This is a genomic window from Cognatishimia activa (assembly GCF_026016445.1).
GTDB lineage: Bacteria > Pseudomonadota > Alphaproteobacteria > Rhodobacterales > Rhodobacteraceae > Cognatishimia > Cognatishimia activa_B.
The window spans coordinates 185,432-198,856 of sequence record NZ_CP096147.1 but is presented as its reverse complement, the minus strand read 5'-3'; the positions used below and the strand labels follow the sequence as shown (position 1 = coordinate 198,856).

Annotated in this window: 17 protein-coding genes; 15 read left to right on the top strand and 2 right to left on the bottom strand. The window is 53.2% G+C overall.

The features are described 5' to 3' along the window. Positions 1-16: 16 nt before the first annotated feature. Together M0D42_RS01050 and M0D42_RS01045 are read right to left on the bottom strand one after the other, a co-directional pair. Positions 17-1,435, bottom strand: coding sequence for a dihydrolipoyl dehydrogenase family protein (locus M0D42_RS01050; protein WP_265019761.1), 1,419 nt, complete (start codon positions 1,433-1,435; stop codon positions 17-19). A 12-nt stretch (positions 1,436-1,447) separates the two neighbouring features. Further along, complete coding sequence (locus M0D42_RS01045; RefSeq protein WP_265019760.1) at positions 1,448-2,170, bottom strand: TVP38/TMEM64 family protein; 723 nt, start codon at positions 2,168-2,170, stop codon at positions 1,448-1,450. 281 nt (positions 2,171-2,451) lie between these two features. Between M0D42_RS01045 and rpmH the strand changes: the two genes are divergently transcribed. The 15 genes from rpmH (at position 2,452) to M0D42_RS00970 (ending at position 13,381) form a co-directional block, all read left to right on the top strand. After that, a complete protein-coding gene (gene rpmH / locus M0D42_RS01040; protein WP_037911188.1) occupies positions 2,452-2,586 on the top strand; it encodes a 50S ribosomal protein L34 in 135 nt (44 codons plus the stop codon). A gap of 26 nt (positions 2,587-2,612) precedes the next feature. Continuing rightward, positions 2,613-3,056, top strand: a complete 444-nt coding sequence (rnpA, locus tag M0D42_RS01035; RefSeq protein WP_265019759.1) for a ribonuclease P protein component — start codon at positions 2,613-2,615, stop codon at positions 3,054-3,056. Next, positions 3,053-3,307, top strand: coding sequence for a membrane protein insertion efficiency factor YidD (yidD, locus tag M0D42_RS01030; RefSeq protein ID WP_265019758.1), 255 nt, complete (start codon positions 3,053-3,055; stop codon positions 3,305-3,307). Before rnpA ends, yidD begins: the two co-directional genes overlap by 4 nt. Before the next feature lie 303 nt (positions 3,308-3,610). Further along, a complete protein-coding gene (locus tag M0D42_RS01025; RefSeq protein ID WP_265019757.1) occupies positions 3,611-3,841 on the top strand; it encodes a hypothetical protein in 231 nt (76 codons plus the stop codon). 106 nt (positions 3,842-3,947) lie between these two features. After that, the gene (locus M0D42_RS01020; RefSeq protein ID WP_265019756.1) at positions 3,948-4,178 is read left to right on the top strand and encodes a hypothetical protein; all 231 of its coding nucleotides are present in this window, start codon (positions 3,948-3,950) and stop codon (positions 4,176-4,178) included. Positions 4,179-4,247: 69 nt separating this feature from the next. After that, entirely contained in the window at positions 4,248-5,120 is an 873-nt protein-coding gene (ttcA, locus tag M0D42_RS01015; RefSeq protein WP_265019755.1) for a tRNA 2-thiocytidine(32) synthetase TtcA, read from the top strand. Positions 5,121-5,186: 66 nt separating this feature from the next. Beyond that, the gene (locus M0D42_RS01010; RefSeq protein ID WP_265019754.1) at positions 5,187-6,740 is read left to right on the top strand and encodes a putative bifunctional diguanylate cyclase/phosphodiesterase; all 1,554 of its coding nucleotides are present in this window, start codon (positions 5,187-5,189) and stop codon (positions 6,738-6,740) included. A gap of 203 nt (positions 6,741-6,943) precedes the next feature. Then, entirely contained in the window at positions 6,944-8,752 is a 1,809-nt protein-coding gene (gene yidC, locus M0D42_RS01005) for a membrane protein insertase YidC (protein WP_265019753.1), read from the top strand. Then, positions 8,749-9,495 (top strand): MOSC domain-containing protein, encoded by a 747-nt coding sequence (locus M0D42_RS01000; RefSeq protein WP_265019752.1) that lies wholly within the window; start codon positions 8,749-8,751, stop codon positions 9,493-9,495. The genes yidC and M0D42_RS01000 overlap by 4 nt, the downstream gene beginning before the upstream one ends. After that, positions 9,495-10,148: a ribosome biogenesis GTP-binding protein YihA/YsxC gene (gene yihA, locus M0D42_RS00995; RefSeq protein WP_265019751.1), complete on the top strand. Its 654-nt coding sequence runs from the start codon at positions 9,495-9,497 to the stop codon at positions 10,146-10,148. Before M0D42_RS01000 ends, yihA begins: the two co-directional genes overlap by 1 nt. Positions 10,149-10,226: 78 nt before the next feature. After that, positions 10,227-11,093, top strand: coding sequence for an acetylglutamate kinase (argB, locus tag M0D42_RS00990; protein WP_265019750.1), 867 nt, complete (start codon positions 10,227-10,229; stop codon positions 11,091-11,093). Between the two features lie 56 nt (positions 11,094-11,149). Beyond that, entirely contained in the window at positions 11,150-11,944 is a 795-nt protein-coding gene (locus M0D42_RS00985) for a sterol desaturase family protein (protein ID WP_265019749.1), read from the top strand. Then, positions 11,941-12,573 carry a ferredoxin gene (locus tag M0D42_RS00980; protein WP_265019748.1) on the top strand — a complete coding sequence of 211 codons (633 nt, stop codon included), beginning with the start codon at positions 11,941-11,943 and terminating at the stop codon, positions 12,571-12,573. The genes M0D42_RS00985 and M0D42_RS00980 overlap by 4 nt, the downstream gene beginning before the upstream one ends. Then, positions 12,570-13,067 carry a SixA phosphatase family protein gene (locus M0D42_RS00975; protein ID WP_265019747.1) on the top strand — a complete coding sequence of 166 codons (498 nt, stop codon included), beginning with the start codon at positions 12,570-12,572 and terminating at the stop codon, positions 13,065-13,067. The genes M0D42_RS00980 and M0D42_RS00975 overlap by 4 nt, the downstream gene beginning before the upstream one ends. Further along, positions 13,064-13,381 carry a hypothetical protein gene (locus M0D42_RS00970; RefSeq protein WP_265019746.1) on the top strand — a complete coding sequence of 106 codons (318 nt, stop codon included), beginning with the start codon at positions 13,064-13,066 and terminating at the stop codon, positions 13,379-13,381. The genes M0D42_RS00975 and M0D42_RS00970 overlap by 4 nt, the downstream gene beginning before the upstream one ends. Positions 13,382-13,425 lie beyond the last annotated feature (44 nt).

Sequence of the window (13,425 nt, the reverse complement as noted above, 5' to 3'; positions counted from 1 at the left end):
GCCCCTCGCCTAACTCTTACGGCAACCATCGTTGGACAAATCCAACCACGCGTTTCACCTTAGGGTTCTCAAACAGCCTTGGCGAGAAATATGCACCTGCGGCGCGTTTGTTCAACTCACCGACTGTCGGATAAGGCGCAACCATATTGGCAACAGCGCTCATTTTCAGTTTGTTGGCGATGACCAGAGCCCAGAGGTTAATGAGTTCACCGGCCTGATAGCCTGCGATGGAAGCCCCGACGGGGCGGCCTTTCACAACCATGACTTTGATCAGGCCCGCGGTTTTGCGTTCGGCGATGGCGCGGTCATTGTGATTGAAGTGAAAGCGCGCGACCTCAAGCTTGTCGCCATGGATTTCCCGCGCTTGCGCTTCGGATAGTCCGACCTGCGCGAGTTCTGGCTCTGTATAGGTGGCCCATGGGATATGGTCAGTACGCTCCTTGGCCGGCAGACCGAACAAAGCCGAACGAATGATCAGACCGGCGTGGTAGCCCGCCACATGGGTGAACTGCAGCCCACCAGCCACGTCGCCAATCGCGTAGACCTTTTTATTGGTGGTGCGCATCCCGGCATCGACCTGAATACCGGTGCGCGAGGTTTCAATGCCCGCAGCCTCGAGGTTCAGCTTGTCGATATTGGGTTTGCGGCCAACCGCTATCAATAGATGCGTGCCTTTGAAGATACGGCCATCCTTGGTCTCAACTTCGATGGCCCCGGCGGTGCCACGTATTTCCTGTGCCAGCGCATCTTCTTCGATCTCAATGCCTTCAGCACGCAGGTTTTCCAACACGATCGCGGCCATTTCTGGATCATCTTTGCCCAACGCCTTAAGACCTTCAATCACAGTCACCTTGCTGCCCAGACGACGGTGCGCCTGCGCCATCTCAAGGCCAATGGGACCACCCCCGATGACCAACAGGTGCTCTGGCTGCTCACGCAGCTCAAACAGGGTCTCGTTGGTTTCAAATGGCACGCTGTCCAGACCAGGTATTGGTGGAACCAGGGGCGAAGACCCGGTTGAGATCACAACTCGGCGTGCTGTGATGATGTTGTCGCCTGCTTTCACTTCTGTCGGAGAGATAAACTCGCCGAATTCCTGAATGACACGCACACCCAACCCCTCGAAACGCTCGACCGAGTCGTTGGGTTCAATTTCGGCAATCACATCCGCGACGTGATCCTTCGCAGCGGCATAGTCCACCTTAGGCGTGACATTCGCGATGCCGTATTTACTGGCGTTGCTCTGGGCCCAAGCGGCCTTGCCCGACGCAATCAGCGCCTTGGAAGGAACACAACCAAAGTTCAGGCAGTCGCCGCCCATCTTGTGACCTTCCAGCAAGGTCACATCCGCGCCCATCTGGACCGCACCAGCAGCAACAGACAGCCCACCAGAGCCTGCACCAATGACAAGCAAATCGGTTTTAATCTTATTCATGGGATTATGTCCTTACTTGCCGCGAATGGCTTTGATGGCAATGGGAAGTGCAGCCAAAGCACAAAGGCCCAGAATTGGCAGCAGAATTTGAGGCTCAAAGATAATGCCCAGGTTTGGTGTTTCGCCCCGTTCAAAGACTTCACCCAGACCTGCGCCGACCGATGTGTAAACCACACCGCCTGGGATGATACCCAGGAATGTAGAGATCACAAATCTGCGCAGCGGTACGCCGACCAATGCAGGCACGAGGTTTGCTACAAAGAATGGCACTGCCGGTACCAGACGGATCAGAAACAGCATCGACCATTGGTTTTCATCGATCCCGTCTTTGATTTTCTTTACCGCCCCCTCGGAGCCTTCCATCTTGGCAGCCAGCTTCTCTCCCAGACCCCACCGAGCCGCGAGGAAAATAAGCACTGCACCTATCGTTGCCGCGGTGACATTAAAGAGAGCGCCCGGAAAGGTTGCGAATAGAAAGCCGCCGGTCAGGGTGGCAATTGTCGCGCCTGGTAAGCTGAAAGCCACAATAACAATGTATGCAGCCATAAAAAGACCAACCGTCAATGCGAAATTCGCGTCACGGAAGGCCAACAAGGCCTCTCGGTTATCCCTAAGCGTTTCAAAACTCAGGTAATCGCGCAGTGTGAATGCCCCGATTGCAGCCACTATCAGAATGGCAATCAAAGGAAGGTTCTTGGCAAATCCGCTTTTAGTGACGTCGGTCATGTCGCTCATATCTTGTCTTTCGTCATACTTGGTTTCCCCCAAGATGCGGGCGCTTGCAATAAATCGGTATAGACTTCACGCGCGGTTGATGATCTTCACGCGTTCCGTGATCGAGACAGGTCGAATCCAACAGTTTTGAAACATATCAAGGGAATTCCCCATATATTTGTTGCAAAACTCTCTTTGGGCGTTTGACTTATCCAAATGTCACCCCTATTAGCAGGGCTTCGAATAGATCACGCACCCGATGTGAGTCGCGGAGCGTTTAACTAAAGTACGGAGACGGAGCGATGAAACGCACCTACCAACCCTCGAACCTGGTTCGCAAGCGCCGCCACGGCTTCCGTGCGCGCATGGCTACAAAAGCTGGTCGCAAGATCATCAACGCGCGTCGCGCGCAAGGCCGTAAGTCTCTGAGCGCGTAAGCCTCAGCAGCACTGCGAATTAAGACATGACGCCGCCGGAGGCCCCATTGGATGGCAACGCCAGCCGAAGGGAAAAACCTCCGGCGGCTTCGTCGTGTTTGCAGGTATTAAAAAAACGATCTGATTTCCTATTGGCCGCGCGCGCGCGCAAACAAGGGGTAGGATCAATGATGGTGCAGGCTCGCAAAAGGCGCGAGGGCGAAACAGAACAATCTGATCAGATCCGCGTGGGATTTACCTGCTCTAAGAAAGTTGGGAATGCGGTCGCCCGCAACCGCGCGAAACGGCGTATGCGAGAAGTTGCGCGCGCTTTGCTCCCTATTCTTGGGAAGCCCGGCTGGGACTATGTTCTGATTGGAAGAGCTGAAACGACTGCTGCCCGACCCTTTGAAGATCTCAAAGGTGACCTTAAATATGCACTGAACAAACTGCATAGCCCAGGTCCCAAACGCGCAGCCAAATCCAAATGAGTCCCCTCTCCCATATAATTGCCCTTCCCATTCGGGCCTATCGGCTGATCTTCAGCCCTTGGGTTGGACACAATTGCCGGTATCAACCCACCTGTTCTGCCTATGCGCTTGAGGCGCTTGAGAACCACGGTCCCGTCAAAGGGACCATTCTGACAATCAGGCGTATTGGGCGTTGCCATCCCTTAGGTGGAGAAGGCTATGACCCCGTTCCAGATAAAAAAGACCAAGTGAAGAACTCGGATTGTTGCTGAGTCGCAACAACTAATACGGGTATGCATTTCCCTACTTGGCGAAGCGTTACACGCTGCTAGTGTGCGCACACGTTCAACCACTACAAAGGAGGCAAATCATGAAATATGCACTGACCACTTGCCTCCGAGCCGGCTGGGCCCAGCATCACGCCTGATCCCCGCCTGGAAATCAAGGTTTCCACTCTGAACGCTTTCTGACCAGCAATCGATAACTCCCGCCTAGGCGGAGTCCGTTTGATCTGTTGGCTTTGCATTAAACTTACAAAACCAGAGGACCACGTCGCTTTGCACGTGGAAACACCAATGAATCAAGCCGTTTCTTATAACGCCCGAAAAGAACTGACGTTTGAAGTGACCTACCTGATCGCAAGATTTGGCCGCAGACGCGCCCTCTTCGCGATTTTGAAAACCTTTTGGAAAGGCAAAGGTCGACCGCCTGATTCAGTGGTGTCGATGAACAATCATCTGCGCCGCGACATTGGACTTCCGGAACTCTCGGAGCCTTCACGCCGCCTTTGGTCTGACAGAGTCTAACGTCGAAAGACTTCGACGCAGCGGAAACAACTGACCTCGGTTTAATGCCGTGGCCAGGCCAAAAGAGCTGCGCCTTTGTCAACCTTAAATTGAGTTGAGAAGAGCAATGACAAAAGATGAAGTTCATGAACCTATCCCCGATTTGAATGAAGAAATAGCCAATCTGATCGATAAGTTCGGTCGCGGACGCTTGCTGACTACGGCGATCAAAACCGTGGTTCGTTTCAAACCCAGCCCTCCCAGGGCCGATCATTTGGACAACCGGATGCGGAGGGATATTGGCCTACCCGAACGCCCCCACGATCCAATTGATCACTTCTGGGATCTGAAACGCTAACACTGGGGCAAAGTGTGAAAGCCGCTTTGCCCCTTTTCCTATTGGCTATTCGGTGGCATAGGGGCGGCCATGCTTGATGATGATCTCGACGATATCCACCCTCTGTTTCACGGCGCGCCCTCCTCTGCCAGCTTTAAGAAGCTGCGTAAGCGGATTGTGCGCTATACGCGCGAAGCGATTGAGCAATACGGGATGATCGAACGCGATGCGCGTTGGCTTGTCTGCCTTTCCGGTGGCAAAGACAGCTACACATTGCTTGCGGTTCTTTATGAGCTGAAATGGCGCGGCCTTCTGCCGGTCGATCTGCTCGCCTGCAATCTGGATCAGGGTCAGCCGAACTTCCCGGCCACAGTGCTGCCGGCCTTCTTGGAAAAAATGGGCGTACCACACCGGATTGAATATCAAGACACTTATTCAATTGTGAAAGATAAGGTCCCGGCTGGACGAACCTATTGCGCGCTCTGCTCACGCCTGCGTCGCGGTAACCTTTACCGGATTGCGCGTGAAGAAGGCTGTTCGGCTGTTGTGCTGGGTCACCACCGGGATGACATCTTGGAAACTTTCTTCATGAACCTCTTCCACGGAGGTCGTTTGGCGACGATGCCGCCAAAACTGGTAAATGAAGAAAAAGACTTGTTTGTTTACCGCCCTCTGGCTCACGTCGCTGAAGAAGATTGCGAAAAATTCGCCAAGGCAATGAATTACCCGATCATCCCATGCGATCTCTGCGGCAGCCAGGACGGGCTTCAGCGCCAGCAGGTGAAGCAAATCCTGGATCAATGGGAAAAGAACAGCCCGGGTCGTCGTCAGGTGATGTTCCGGTCTTTGATGAACATTCGCCCGAGCCACATGCTGGACCCAAAAATCTTCGATTTTGTCGGATTGGCGCGCGAGAATCTAAAATTCGACGAAAATTCCGACGACATTCCTATGTTGCGTTAATTAAGCACTCAGGTTCCTGTATTAATCTCCTTTCCGGAAGTCCCCGATTGGCGGAAAGGGTGAATTATGTGGACACGCAAGTCTGCGGAGGGTGACTCCGGCAGCAAAAGCTTTCGTGAGCTTTTAAGGCGGCCTGAGTGGCTGGGCATCGTATATAGTTTTTTGTGCCTCTGCGCCTTTTCGATTGGCGGCGTTACCCTGCTCATGGCATGTACGATAGTCATTCCAGTTTTGGCTATCGCCGCCGCCAGACAGGTAAATCGGCGATCGGAGGAGCTTGAAAAAATACCTACTGGGATGATGCCTCTGACAGAATTAAAGAAAGAAGCGGACAAATGGGCTTCGGAAGCGACGACCAATCACCGCCGGTTTGCCTGTTTTTCGATCAAAATCGATGAATTTGCTCAACTCCAGGCGAAATTCGGTGAGGTGGCAACCCAACAAATTCAGCAAAAAGTTGGGGCACGTATACTTCGCGCGATGCGTGAAGATGATCGACTTTCTCGGATCGATGAGGGCGAATATGTGTTTGCTCTGGCTCCTGTGCGACATTTGGATCTTGAAATCTGTGTTCAGCTCGCATCACGACTGAAGTCAGCGGTAGAAAGCCCGATCCCAATTGATGCCACATCTCTGCGCCTCACTTGTTCCATCGGATTTTGCCGGAGTGATCAAATCGATACTGGTGGTGCTGAAGAATTGCACAAGGCGGCCCAAATTGCCCTGCGGGACGCCAATCGAAACGGTGCCTCCTCAATTCGTGCCTATTCGAAAAAGCTCCTGAATCGGGATCGATCTCATGCGCAGCTTTGCACAGAGGCTTCAAACGCGCTGCAGCTCGACCAGATTCATGCATGGTTCCAGCCACAGGTCTCTACTGAAACAGGCGAAATAACAGGCTTTGAGGCGCTTGCTCGCTGGCAGCACCCGGAACGTGGCATTTTGGCCCCCGTTCATTTTATGGAAGCGCTGACAAGATCCAATCAACTGGAACGCTTGGCGGACCATATGCTGAAAAACTCCCTTGAGGCTCTGAAAGAATGGGATCGACATGGGCTTCGCATTCCACATGTAGGCGTAAACTTCGCGGGTGATGAGCTGCGCAATCCAATGCTGGTAGAGAAAATCCACTGGGAATTGGATCGGTTTGAACTCGCCCCGGCCAGACTTTCAATTGAAGTCTTGGAATCCGTCATTGCCGGCACGGCGGATGGAGCGATTGCCCGCAACGTAAATGGATTGGCCAACCTTGGCTGCTACGTTGATCTTGATGATTTTGGCACTGGGCATGCTTCGATCAGTTCAATCCGTCGCTTTGCGGTCTCTCGGTTAAAAATCGATCGATCCTTCATAATCCAGATTGATCAAGATGCGGAGCAACAGAAACTGGTATCCGCAATTGTCACAATGGCAGAAAGACTGGGGGTCGAAACTCTGGCCGAGGGGGTGGAGACCGCAAATGAACATTCAATGCTGGCGCAGCTTGGATGTACACATGTGCAGGGCTATGGAATTGCGCGCCCAATGCCGTTTTCTGAAACGATTCCCTGGTTGAAGAACTACTATCAGGGTTTGCAAAAACCACCTGAAATACTGGGTCAAAGAGGGCTTGGAACTTGAGTTTGCCGCTTATCGGCCCTCCGCCGGTGGCAATTCATCGATTCCTCTTGACCTTTGCGGTCGACCTCTGTTGAACCTCCCCTGAACCGATCTCTTTGCATAGCCCCTCTGGGGCTGTTCGCGCTTGAAAGTGATCGCGACGAACAACAGATACATCAAACCGCTGCCCAAAGCGGCTTGAGACAGACAGGTGGCCCTGCGTAATGGACGACAATAACAAGAACCTTATTCTTGCAACAGCGCTCAGCGTTCTCGTACTCATCGGGTGGTTTTATTTCTTCCCCCCACCAGAGCCTGTCGTCACTGAAGATCCAAATGCAGTCACCACAGCCGAAAACACACCAGTTGCGGCAACGCCGGTCGCGAACGCGACGGCGACCACTGCCCCCAACACTGTTGAAGTTGCTGAGGTCACAGATGCACCTCGTCTGAGCATTGAAACCGAGCGGCTGAAGGGTTCGATTTCACTGCAAGGTGGCCGTATCGATGACCTGTCACTCAAGAACTACCGCGAAACACTCGCCGAAAATTCTGACATCGTTCACCTATTCCGCCCAACCGGTACCGCAGGCAGCTACTATGCCCTCTATGGCTGGGCGCCGGGCGCTGGCCTGGGCCTGGACGCGGTTCCCGGTGCCAATACCATTTGGGCTGCTGCAGAAGGGGCGCGCCTCACAGAGAACAGCCCGGTTACGCTGACGTGGGACAACGGAGCAGGCCTCGTGTTTTCGCGCGAGATCTCAATTGATGAAAACTACATGTTCTCCATCAAACAGAGCGTTCAAAACAACGGCGCGGGCACTGTTTCACTGGCGCCTTATGGTATCCTCGCGCGTCACGGAGAGCCGCAGGATCTGAAGAATTTCTTCATTCTGCACGAGGGCCTCATCGCCATGTCCGATGGCGAGCTGACAGAATCGAGCTACGGTGATCTGACTGACTACGATTTTAATGCCTCAGAGGGCGCGAAAGCCGAAGTCACCCAGGTCACTGAAAACGGCTGGATCGGCTTTACTGATCACTACTGGATGGCAACTCTAATCCCATCCCAAACAAGCGCATTTAAGTCTGTATCCAAGTACGATGACCGCCGCGACATCTATCAAACCGAAGCTGTTCTGCCGACACAGACACTGGCTGACGGTCAAACAGTCACTATTGATAGCCAACTTTTTGCCGGCGCCAAAGACTGGGCGGCAATCCGCAGCTATCAGAACGAAGGCGGCATCAATGGCTTCCTGGACAGCATTGATTGGGGTTGGTTCTTCTTCCTGACCAAGCCAATGTTCGCAGTGCTGCACTGGCTGAACACTCTGATCGGCAACATGGGCTGGGCCATCATTGGTCTGACGGTTTTGATTAAGATCATCGTTTTCCCATTGGCCTATAAATCTTATGCCTCTATGGCCAAGATGAAAGAGCTGCAGCCAGAAATGGAAAAGCTGAAGGAAAAGGCAGGCGATGACCGTCAGAAGCTGCAGCAATCCATGATGGAGCTATACAAAAAAGAGAAGGTCAATCCGGCCGCAGGTTGTTTGCCAATCCTGCTGCAGATCCCGATCTTCTTCTCGCTCTATAAGGTGATCTTCGTCACACTGGAACTGCGTCACGCACCCTGGGTGGGCTGGCTGAAAGACCTTTCCGCACCAGATCCAACATCGATCTTCAACCTGTTTGGTGCTCTGCCTTACACGGTTCCTGATCTGGGTATCTTCGCCTTCTTCTCGCTGGGTATCCTACCGATCCTGTTGGGCGTTTCTATGTGGCTGCAACAAAAGCTGAATCCAGCTCCAACGGATCCGACACAGAAGATGATCTTTGCTTGGATGCCTTGGGTGTTCATGTTCATGCTGGGCACCTTTGCGTCAGGTCTGGTCGTCTACTGGATTGCGAACAACACGATCACCTTCATTCAGCAATATTCGATCATGCGAATTCACGGCTACAAACCAGATGTTTTTGGCAACATCAAATCTGGTTTCAAACGCAAGTCGAAGGCTGAAGAAAAGTGACAATTTCGGTCGCGGCCCTCTGGCGCCATCCAATCAAGGCTCATGGCCGCGAACCGCTTGAGCGCGCTGCGCTAGAGGCAGGCAAGTGCATGCCTTGGGATCGCCATTGGGCCGTGACCCACGAAGCAACCAAAGCAGATGGGTCCGAATGGGCCCGGTGTATCAACTTTTCACGCGGCGCAAGCTCACCACATTTGATGGCGCTGACCGCAAAGCTGGATGAGGCTTCGGGTAAAGTGACCTTGAGCCACCCAGAATTGTGGGATCTGACATTTGATCCAGATGAAGATGCACAGAAATTCGTGGATTGGGTGCGTCCGATCATGCCTGCCGAACGGCGCCAATCGACCGGCATTATGAAAGTACCTGGAGTAGGCCTTACCGATTCAAGCTGGCCTTCTATAAGCCTTCTGAATCTGGCCTCTAATGCAGCGCTTGGCGCGACCTTTGACGCAGAGCTGTCGATGGACCGCTGGCGTGGCAACATCCATCTGGATGGTATGGCCCCCTGGGATGAATTTGATCTGGTTGGCAAATCGATCCGTGTTGGCACAGCAGAGTTCGAAGTCCGTGAGCGGATCGAACGCTGCAAAGCAACAACCGTTGATCCCCTGACCGGCCAATATGACTACGACACACTTAAAAGTCTGCGCGACAACTTTGGGCATCTGGACTTCGGCGTAAAGGCCTATGTAACCAAAGCCGGTGACATTGCGCGCGGCGACACTGTTGAGGTGCTCTGATGCAACTCCCCTTCCCCCTGGTCGAAGAACCAGACGATGTAAGCCGCGAAAAAGGCCGCAAACTTTTTGTTGGCAGCAATGCCGACTTTCTGAAAGGTGTGGTCGCCATGGACGGCCTGCCTGGAGATGACCGGATAGAGGTCTGTTTTGCAGGGCGATCAAACGTTGGGAAATCCAGCTTGATCAATGCCTTGACCGGTCGTAAGGGCCTTGCGCGCGCATCCAACACGCCGGGTCGCACGCAAGAAATCAACTATTTCACCCTCGCGGAAAGCCACTATCTGGTCGACCTGCCGGGCTATGGTTTTGCAAACGCGCCTCTGCCGGTTATCGAAAAGTGGCAAAAGCTATTGAAGCGCTACCTATCTGGTCGCGTGAGCCTGCGCCGCGCCTTTGTTTTGATCGACAGCCGTCACGGTGTGAAGGCCGTGGACGATGAGATCATGTCTTTGCTGGACAGCTCTGCTGTAACATTTCAGGTCGTGATGACCAAAGCCGATAAGGTGAAAGAGAAAGACCGCGAAAAGACGATGGATCAGGTGCGCCAAGCTCTGTCCAAACACCCAGCGGCTTTCCCAGAACTTGTTGTTACTTCCAGCGAAAAGGGCTGGGGTCTTCCAACCCTACGTGCGCTGATTGCGAATTTGACCTGACGCGGAAAACAAGATGGCCTCAAAGCCATAGCCAACCTTGGGCAAACCCGTTAACAGGGGCAGCCAGAGGACCAGCATATGAAGAAGCAAAACATGAACCGCGATTGGATCGCCACCGCCCGCACCCTGTCTCAAGCTCTGCCCTATCTGCAGCGCTACACCGGTGCGATTGTTGTCATCAAACTTGGTGGACACGCCATGGGCAGTGATGAGGCGATGGAAGAATTTGCACGCGATGTTGTGCTGATGCAGATGGTGGGCATCCACCCAGTTGTCGTGCATGGCGGTGGTCCAATGATCAATGCGATGCTGGACCGGCTGCAGATCAAATCTGATTTTGTGAACGGCAAGCGTGTCACCGATCAGGCGACCGTTGAAGTTGTCGAAATGGTCCTATCTGGCACCGTCAACAAGCGAATTGTTCAAGCGATCAACCGTCAGGGCGGCAAAGCCGTTGGACTGTCTGGCAAAGATGCAAATCTAATGGTCTGCACGCAAACAAATCCTGAACTTGGCTTTGTTGGCACGCCAAACGCCATGAACCCAGAGGTTCTGCACGACCTCTTTGCAAAAAACACCATCCCTGTGATTGCACCGCTTGGTGCTGGAGAGGATGGAGAGACCTTCAACGTCAACGGCGATACCGCAGCTGGTGCAATTGCGGCGTCACTGAATGCTGACCGCCTGCTGCTTTTGACAGACGTGGCCGGTGTGAAAAATGGAGCAGGTGAGGTCATGACAGAGCTCACGTCCCAGCAGATCAAAGATCTGACCGCGAAAGGTGTGATTGCTGGGGGCATGATCCCAAAAACTGAAACCGCCTTGAACGCCATCGAAGGCGGCGTTCGTGCGGTCGTTATCCTCGACGGGCGCGCGCCAAACGCTTGTTTGTTGGAGCTATTTACCGAACACGGTGCCGGCTCCTTGATCCGCGGCGACGCCTGACCCAAAAGTGAGCTTAAGCCATTTGACTTGCCAAACCATGCACCTACTGTTGGTGCATGGAAAATGAAGCTGTCATCCGCCTCGGTGTTTTCTTTGGGCTTTTCATTGCTTTAGCGAGCATTGAATGGCTCATCCCGCGCCGTGCCCGTGTCCATAAACGATCCAAGCGTTGGGTGACGAACTGGGCGATTTCAATTCTAAACTCAGGCACACTTCAGGTAATGGCCTTCGCCCTCCCAGCGCTGGCTGCCGGGGCGGCACTCGACGCAGGCAACAACGGATGGGGGCTTTTCAACCAGTTCGAAGCACCTGTTTGGCTTGAAGTTTTACTCGCTATTCTAGTCTTTGATTTCGCGATCTGGCTTCAGCATTTAATCACCCACAAAGTGCCGATCCTTTGGCGCCTTCACCGCGTTCACCATGCGGATCGCGACATGGATGTGACAACCGCTATCCGCTTCCATCCCGTAGAAATTGCGCTTTCGATGCTTTTGAAAATCGGGCTGGTCTATGCGCTTGGCCCAAGCGTTTTGGCGATTGTCCTGTTTGAAGTCCTGCTGAATGGCACCGCCATGTTCAACCACGCCAATATTCGGCTTCCATTACCTGTTGATGTCGCAATCCGCCGCGTTTTGGTCACTCCTGACATGCACCGCGTTCATCATTCCGTGCATCGTCATGAGCATGACAGCAACTACGGGTTCTCTTTGTCGATATGGGATCGCCTGTTCGGCACCTATATTGCACAGCCGGAAGCAGGGCATGATGACATGATAACAGGTCTCCAGTGGCAAGATGACCGCCCATCCAAACTGGGGTGGTCCTTAATCCTGCCATTCAAGAAAAAATGATTGAAAGCACGCTTCAAAAACACGCACTAACCATTGTGGGTGGTTTTCACCCGCCCGATGATGAGTGGTTCACTGGATATCAGACCGCATTGATGATTGGACCAGATGAACCGGAGTTCTGGAGCCACTTCACGCAACAACCGGAGTATTTGGACGGTTTGCCTGACGGAATGGATCGTTTCTCCAAACGCGTACTACAACAAGTTGCGGAAAAGCTTGGCGGCAAAGTCTACTTTCCCTCTGATGGCCCGCCTTATCCTCCGTTTATTCAATGGGCGCTGAAATCGAGCTGTTATCAATCGCCCGTAGGGCTTCTTGTGCACCACAAAGCTGGGCTATTCACCTCTTTCCGAGGGGTCCTGGCCCTGTCCGAGTTCCATGATCTGCCCCTGCCTCATGACAACCCCTGTGACTCTTGTGTGAACCAACCCTGCAAGACAGCCTGCCCCATCGAGGCCCTGACGCCGTCAGGCTACGATGTAGCCGCCTGCAAAACCTATATAGGCAGCAAAGTCGGAAGCGCCTGTCTTTCAGGGTGTAAGGTCAGATTAAGCTGCCCTGTCTCGCAGAATTTTGGCAGAGTAAAAGCGCAATCAGAATTTCACATGAAGGCCTTTGTCGGCGAATGACCAAACGACTAATCCTGATCCGCCACGCCAAATCCAGCTGGGAACACCCCGGTGCAGACTTTGACAGACCGCTGAACAATCGAGGCTATAAGTCCGCTCCAGCAATTGGCGTCTGGCTGCGCGAAAATGGCTATCTGCCAGATGCAATCTTAAGTTCCAGCGCCAAACGCACACGAGAGACATGTTATGGTCTGCACTTTGATGCTCCGGCCCGTTTCGAAGATAGCCTTTATCTCGCCACCCCAAAGGTCATGCTAGTCGAGCTTAAGAAGGAAACGGTGGATACGGTGCTCATGCTCGGCCATAATCCAGGAATTGCAGACTTCGCGGAGCAATTGGTGGACATTCCGCCCCAACACAATCGTTTCTATGACTATCCAACCTGTGCGACCACGGTGATAGATTTTGAAATCCATGATTGGTCGCAGATCGAAGCAGGCACCGGAAAAGTGGTTGATTTCATCGTTCCCAGAGAGCTTCTGGAAGCCAGATGAACAAACACGCTGTCATAATCTTGAGCATTATTGGTGTCATGTTTTTGGCCCAACAAAATACCAACACGACCGATCTTCAAGCCAGCATTGTCTTTGCACTGATCTCAGCCGCATTGGCACGCAGGGCCATTCATAAGGTAGATGCGCCTGCTGTAGCCATGGCACTGGTGGTGGCTCTGGCACTCTTTGCAAGTTACCCGACAAAAAGTCTGCTCGATCTTTCCAGTTATCCCAGCGAGGTGGCTCTGGCGGTGATATATGCTGCCACGCTCTGGTGTCTTGGCCTTGGATGGAAGCGCAGCTGGCGCTCGTAAAAAAGCCCCGCAAAGTGGCGGGCCTTTTCTTTGATCTCTTTGAC

What these genes read in the sequence shown, in the direction of transcription:
- M0D42_RS01050 (WP_265019761.1), bottom strand. Translation starts at nt 1,435, where the DNA reads ATGAATAAGATTAAAACCGATTTGCTTGTCATTGGTGCAGGCTCTGGT.
- M0D42_RS01045 (WP_265019760.1), bottom strand. Translation starts at nt 2,170, where the DNA reads ATGAGCGACATGACCGACGTCACTAAAAGCGGATTTGCCAAGAACCTT.
- rpmH (WP_037911188.1), top strand. Translation starts at nt 2,452, where the DNA reads ATGAAACGCACCTACCAACCCTCGAACCTGGTTCGCAAGCGCCGCCAC.
- rnpA (WP_265019759.1), top strand. Translation starts at nt 2,613, where the DNA reads ATGACGCCGCCGGAGGCCCCATTGGATGGCAACGCCAGCCGAAGGGAA.
- yidD (WP_265019758.1), top strand. Translation starts at nt 3,053, where the DNA reads ATGAGTCCCCTCTCCCATATAATTGCCCTTCCCATTCGGGCCTATCGG.
- M0D42_RS01025 (WP_265019757.1), top strand. Translation starts at nt 3,611, where the DNA reads ATGAATCAAGCCGTTTCTTATAACGCCCGAAAAGAACTGACGTTTGAA.
- M0D42_RS01020 (WP_265019756.1), top strand. Translation starts at nt 3,948, where the DNA reads ATGACAAAAGATGAAGTTCATGAACCTATCCCCGATTTGAATGAAGAA.
- ttcA (WP_265019755.1), top strand. Translation starts at nt 4,248, where the DNA reads ATGCTTGATGATGATCTCGACGATATCCACCCTCTGTTTCACGGCGCG.
- M0D42_RS01010 (WP_265019754.1), top strand. Translation starts at nt 5,187, where the DNA reads ATGTGGACACGCAAGTCTGCGGAGGGTGACTCCGGCAGCAAAAGCTTT.
- yidC (WP_265019753.1), top strand. Translation starts at nt 6,944, where the DNA reads ATGGACGACAATAACAAGAACCTTATTCTTGCAACAGCGCTCAGCGTT.
- yihA (WP_265019751.1), top strand. Translation starts at nt 9,495, where the DNA reads ATGCAACTCCCCTTCCCCCTGGTCGAAGAACCAGACGATGTAAGCCGC.
- argB (WP_265019750.1), top strand. Translation starts at nt 10,227, where the DNA reads ATGAAGAAGCAAAACATGAACCGCGATTGGATCGCCACCGCCCGCACC.
- M0D42_RS00985 (WP_265019749.1), top strand. Translation starts at nt 11,150, where the DNA reads ATGGAAAATGAAGCTGTCATCCGCCTCGGTGTTTTCTTTGGGCTTTTC.
- M0D42_RS00980 (WP_265019748.1), top strand. Translation starts at nt 11,941, where the DNA reads ATGATTGAAAGCACGCTTCAAAAACACGCACTAACCATTGTGGGTGGT.
- M0D42_RS00975 (WP_265019747.1), top strand. Translation starts at nt 12,570, where the DNA reads ATGACCAAACGACTAATCCTGATCCGCCACGCCAAATCCAGCTGGGAA.
- M0D42_RS00970 (WP_265019746.1), top strand. Translation starts at nt 13,064, where the DNA reads ATGAACAAACACGCTGTCATAATCTTGAGCATTATTGGTGTCATGTTT.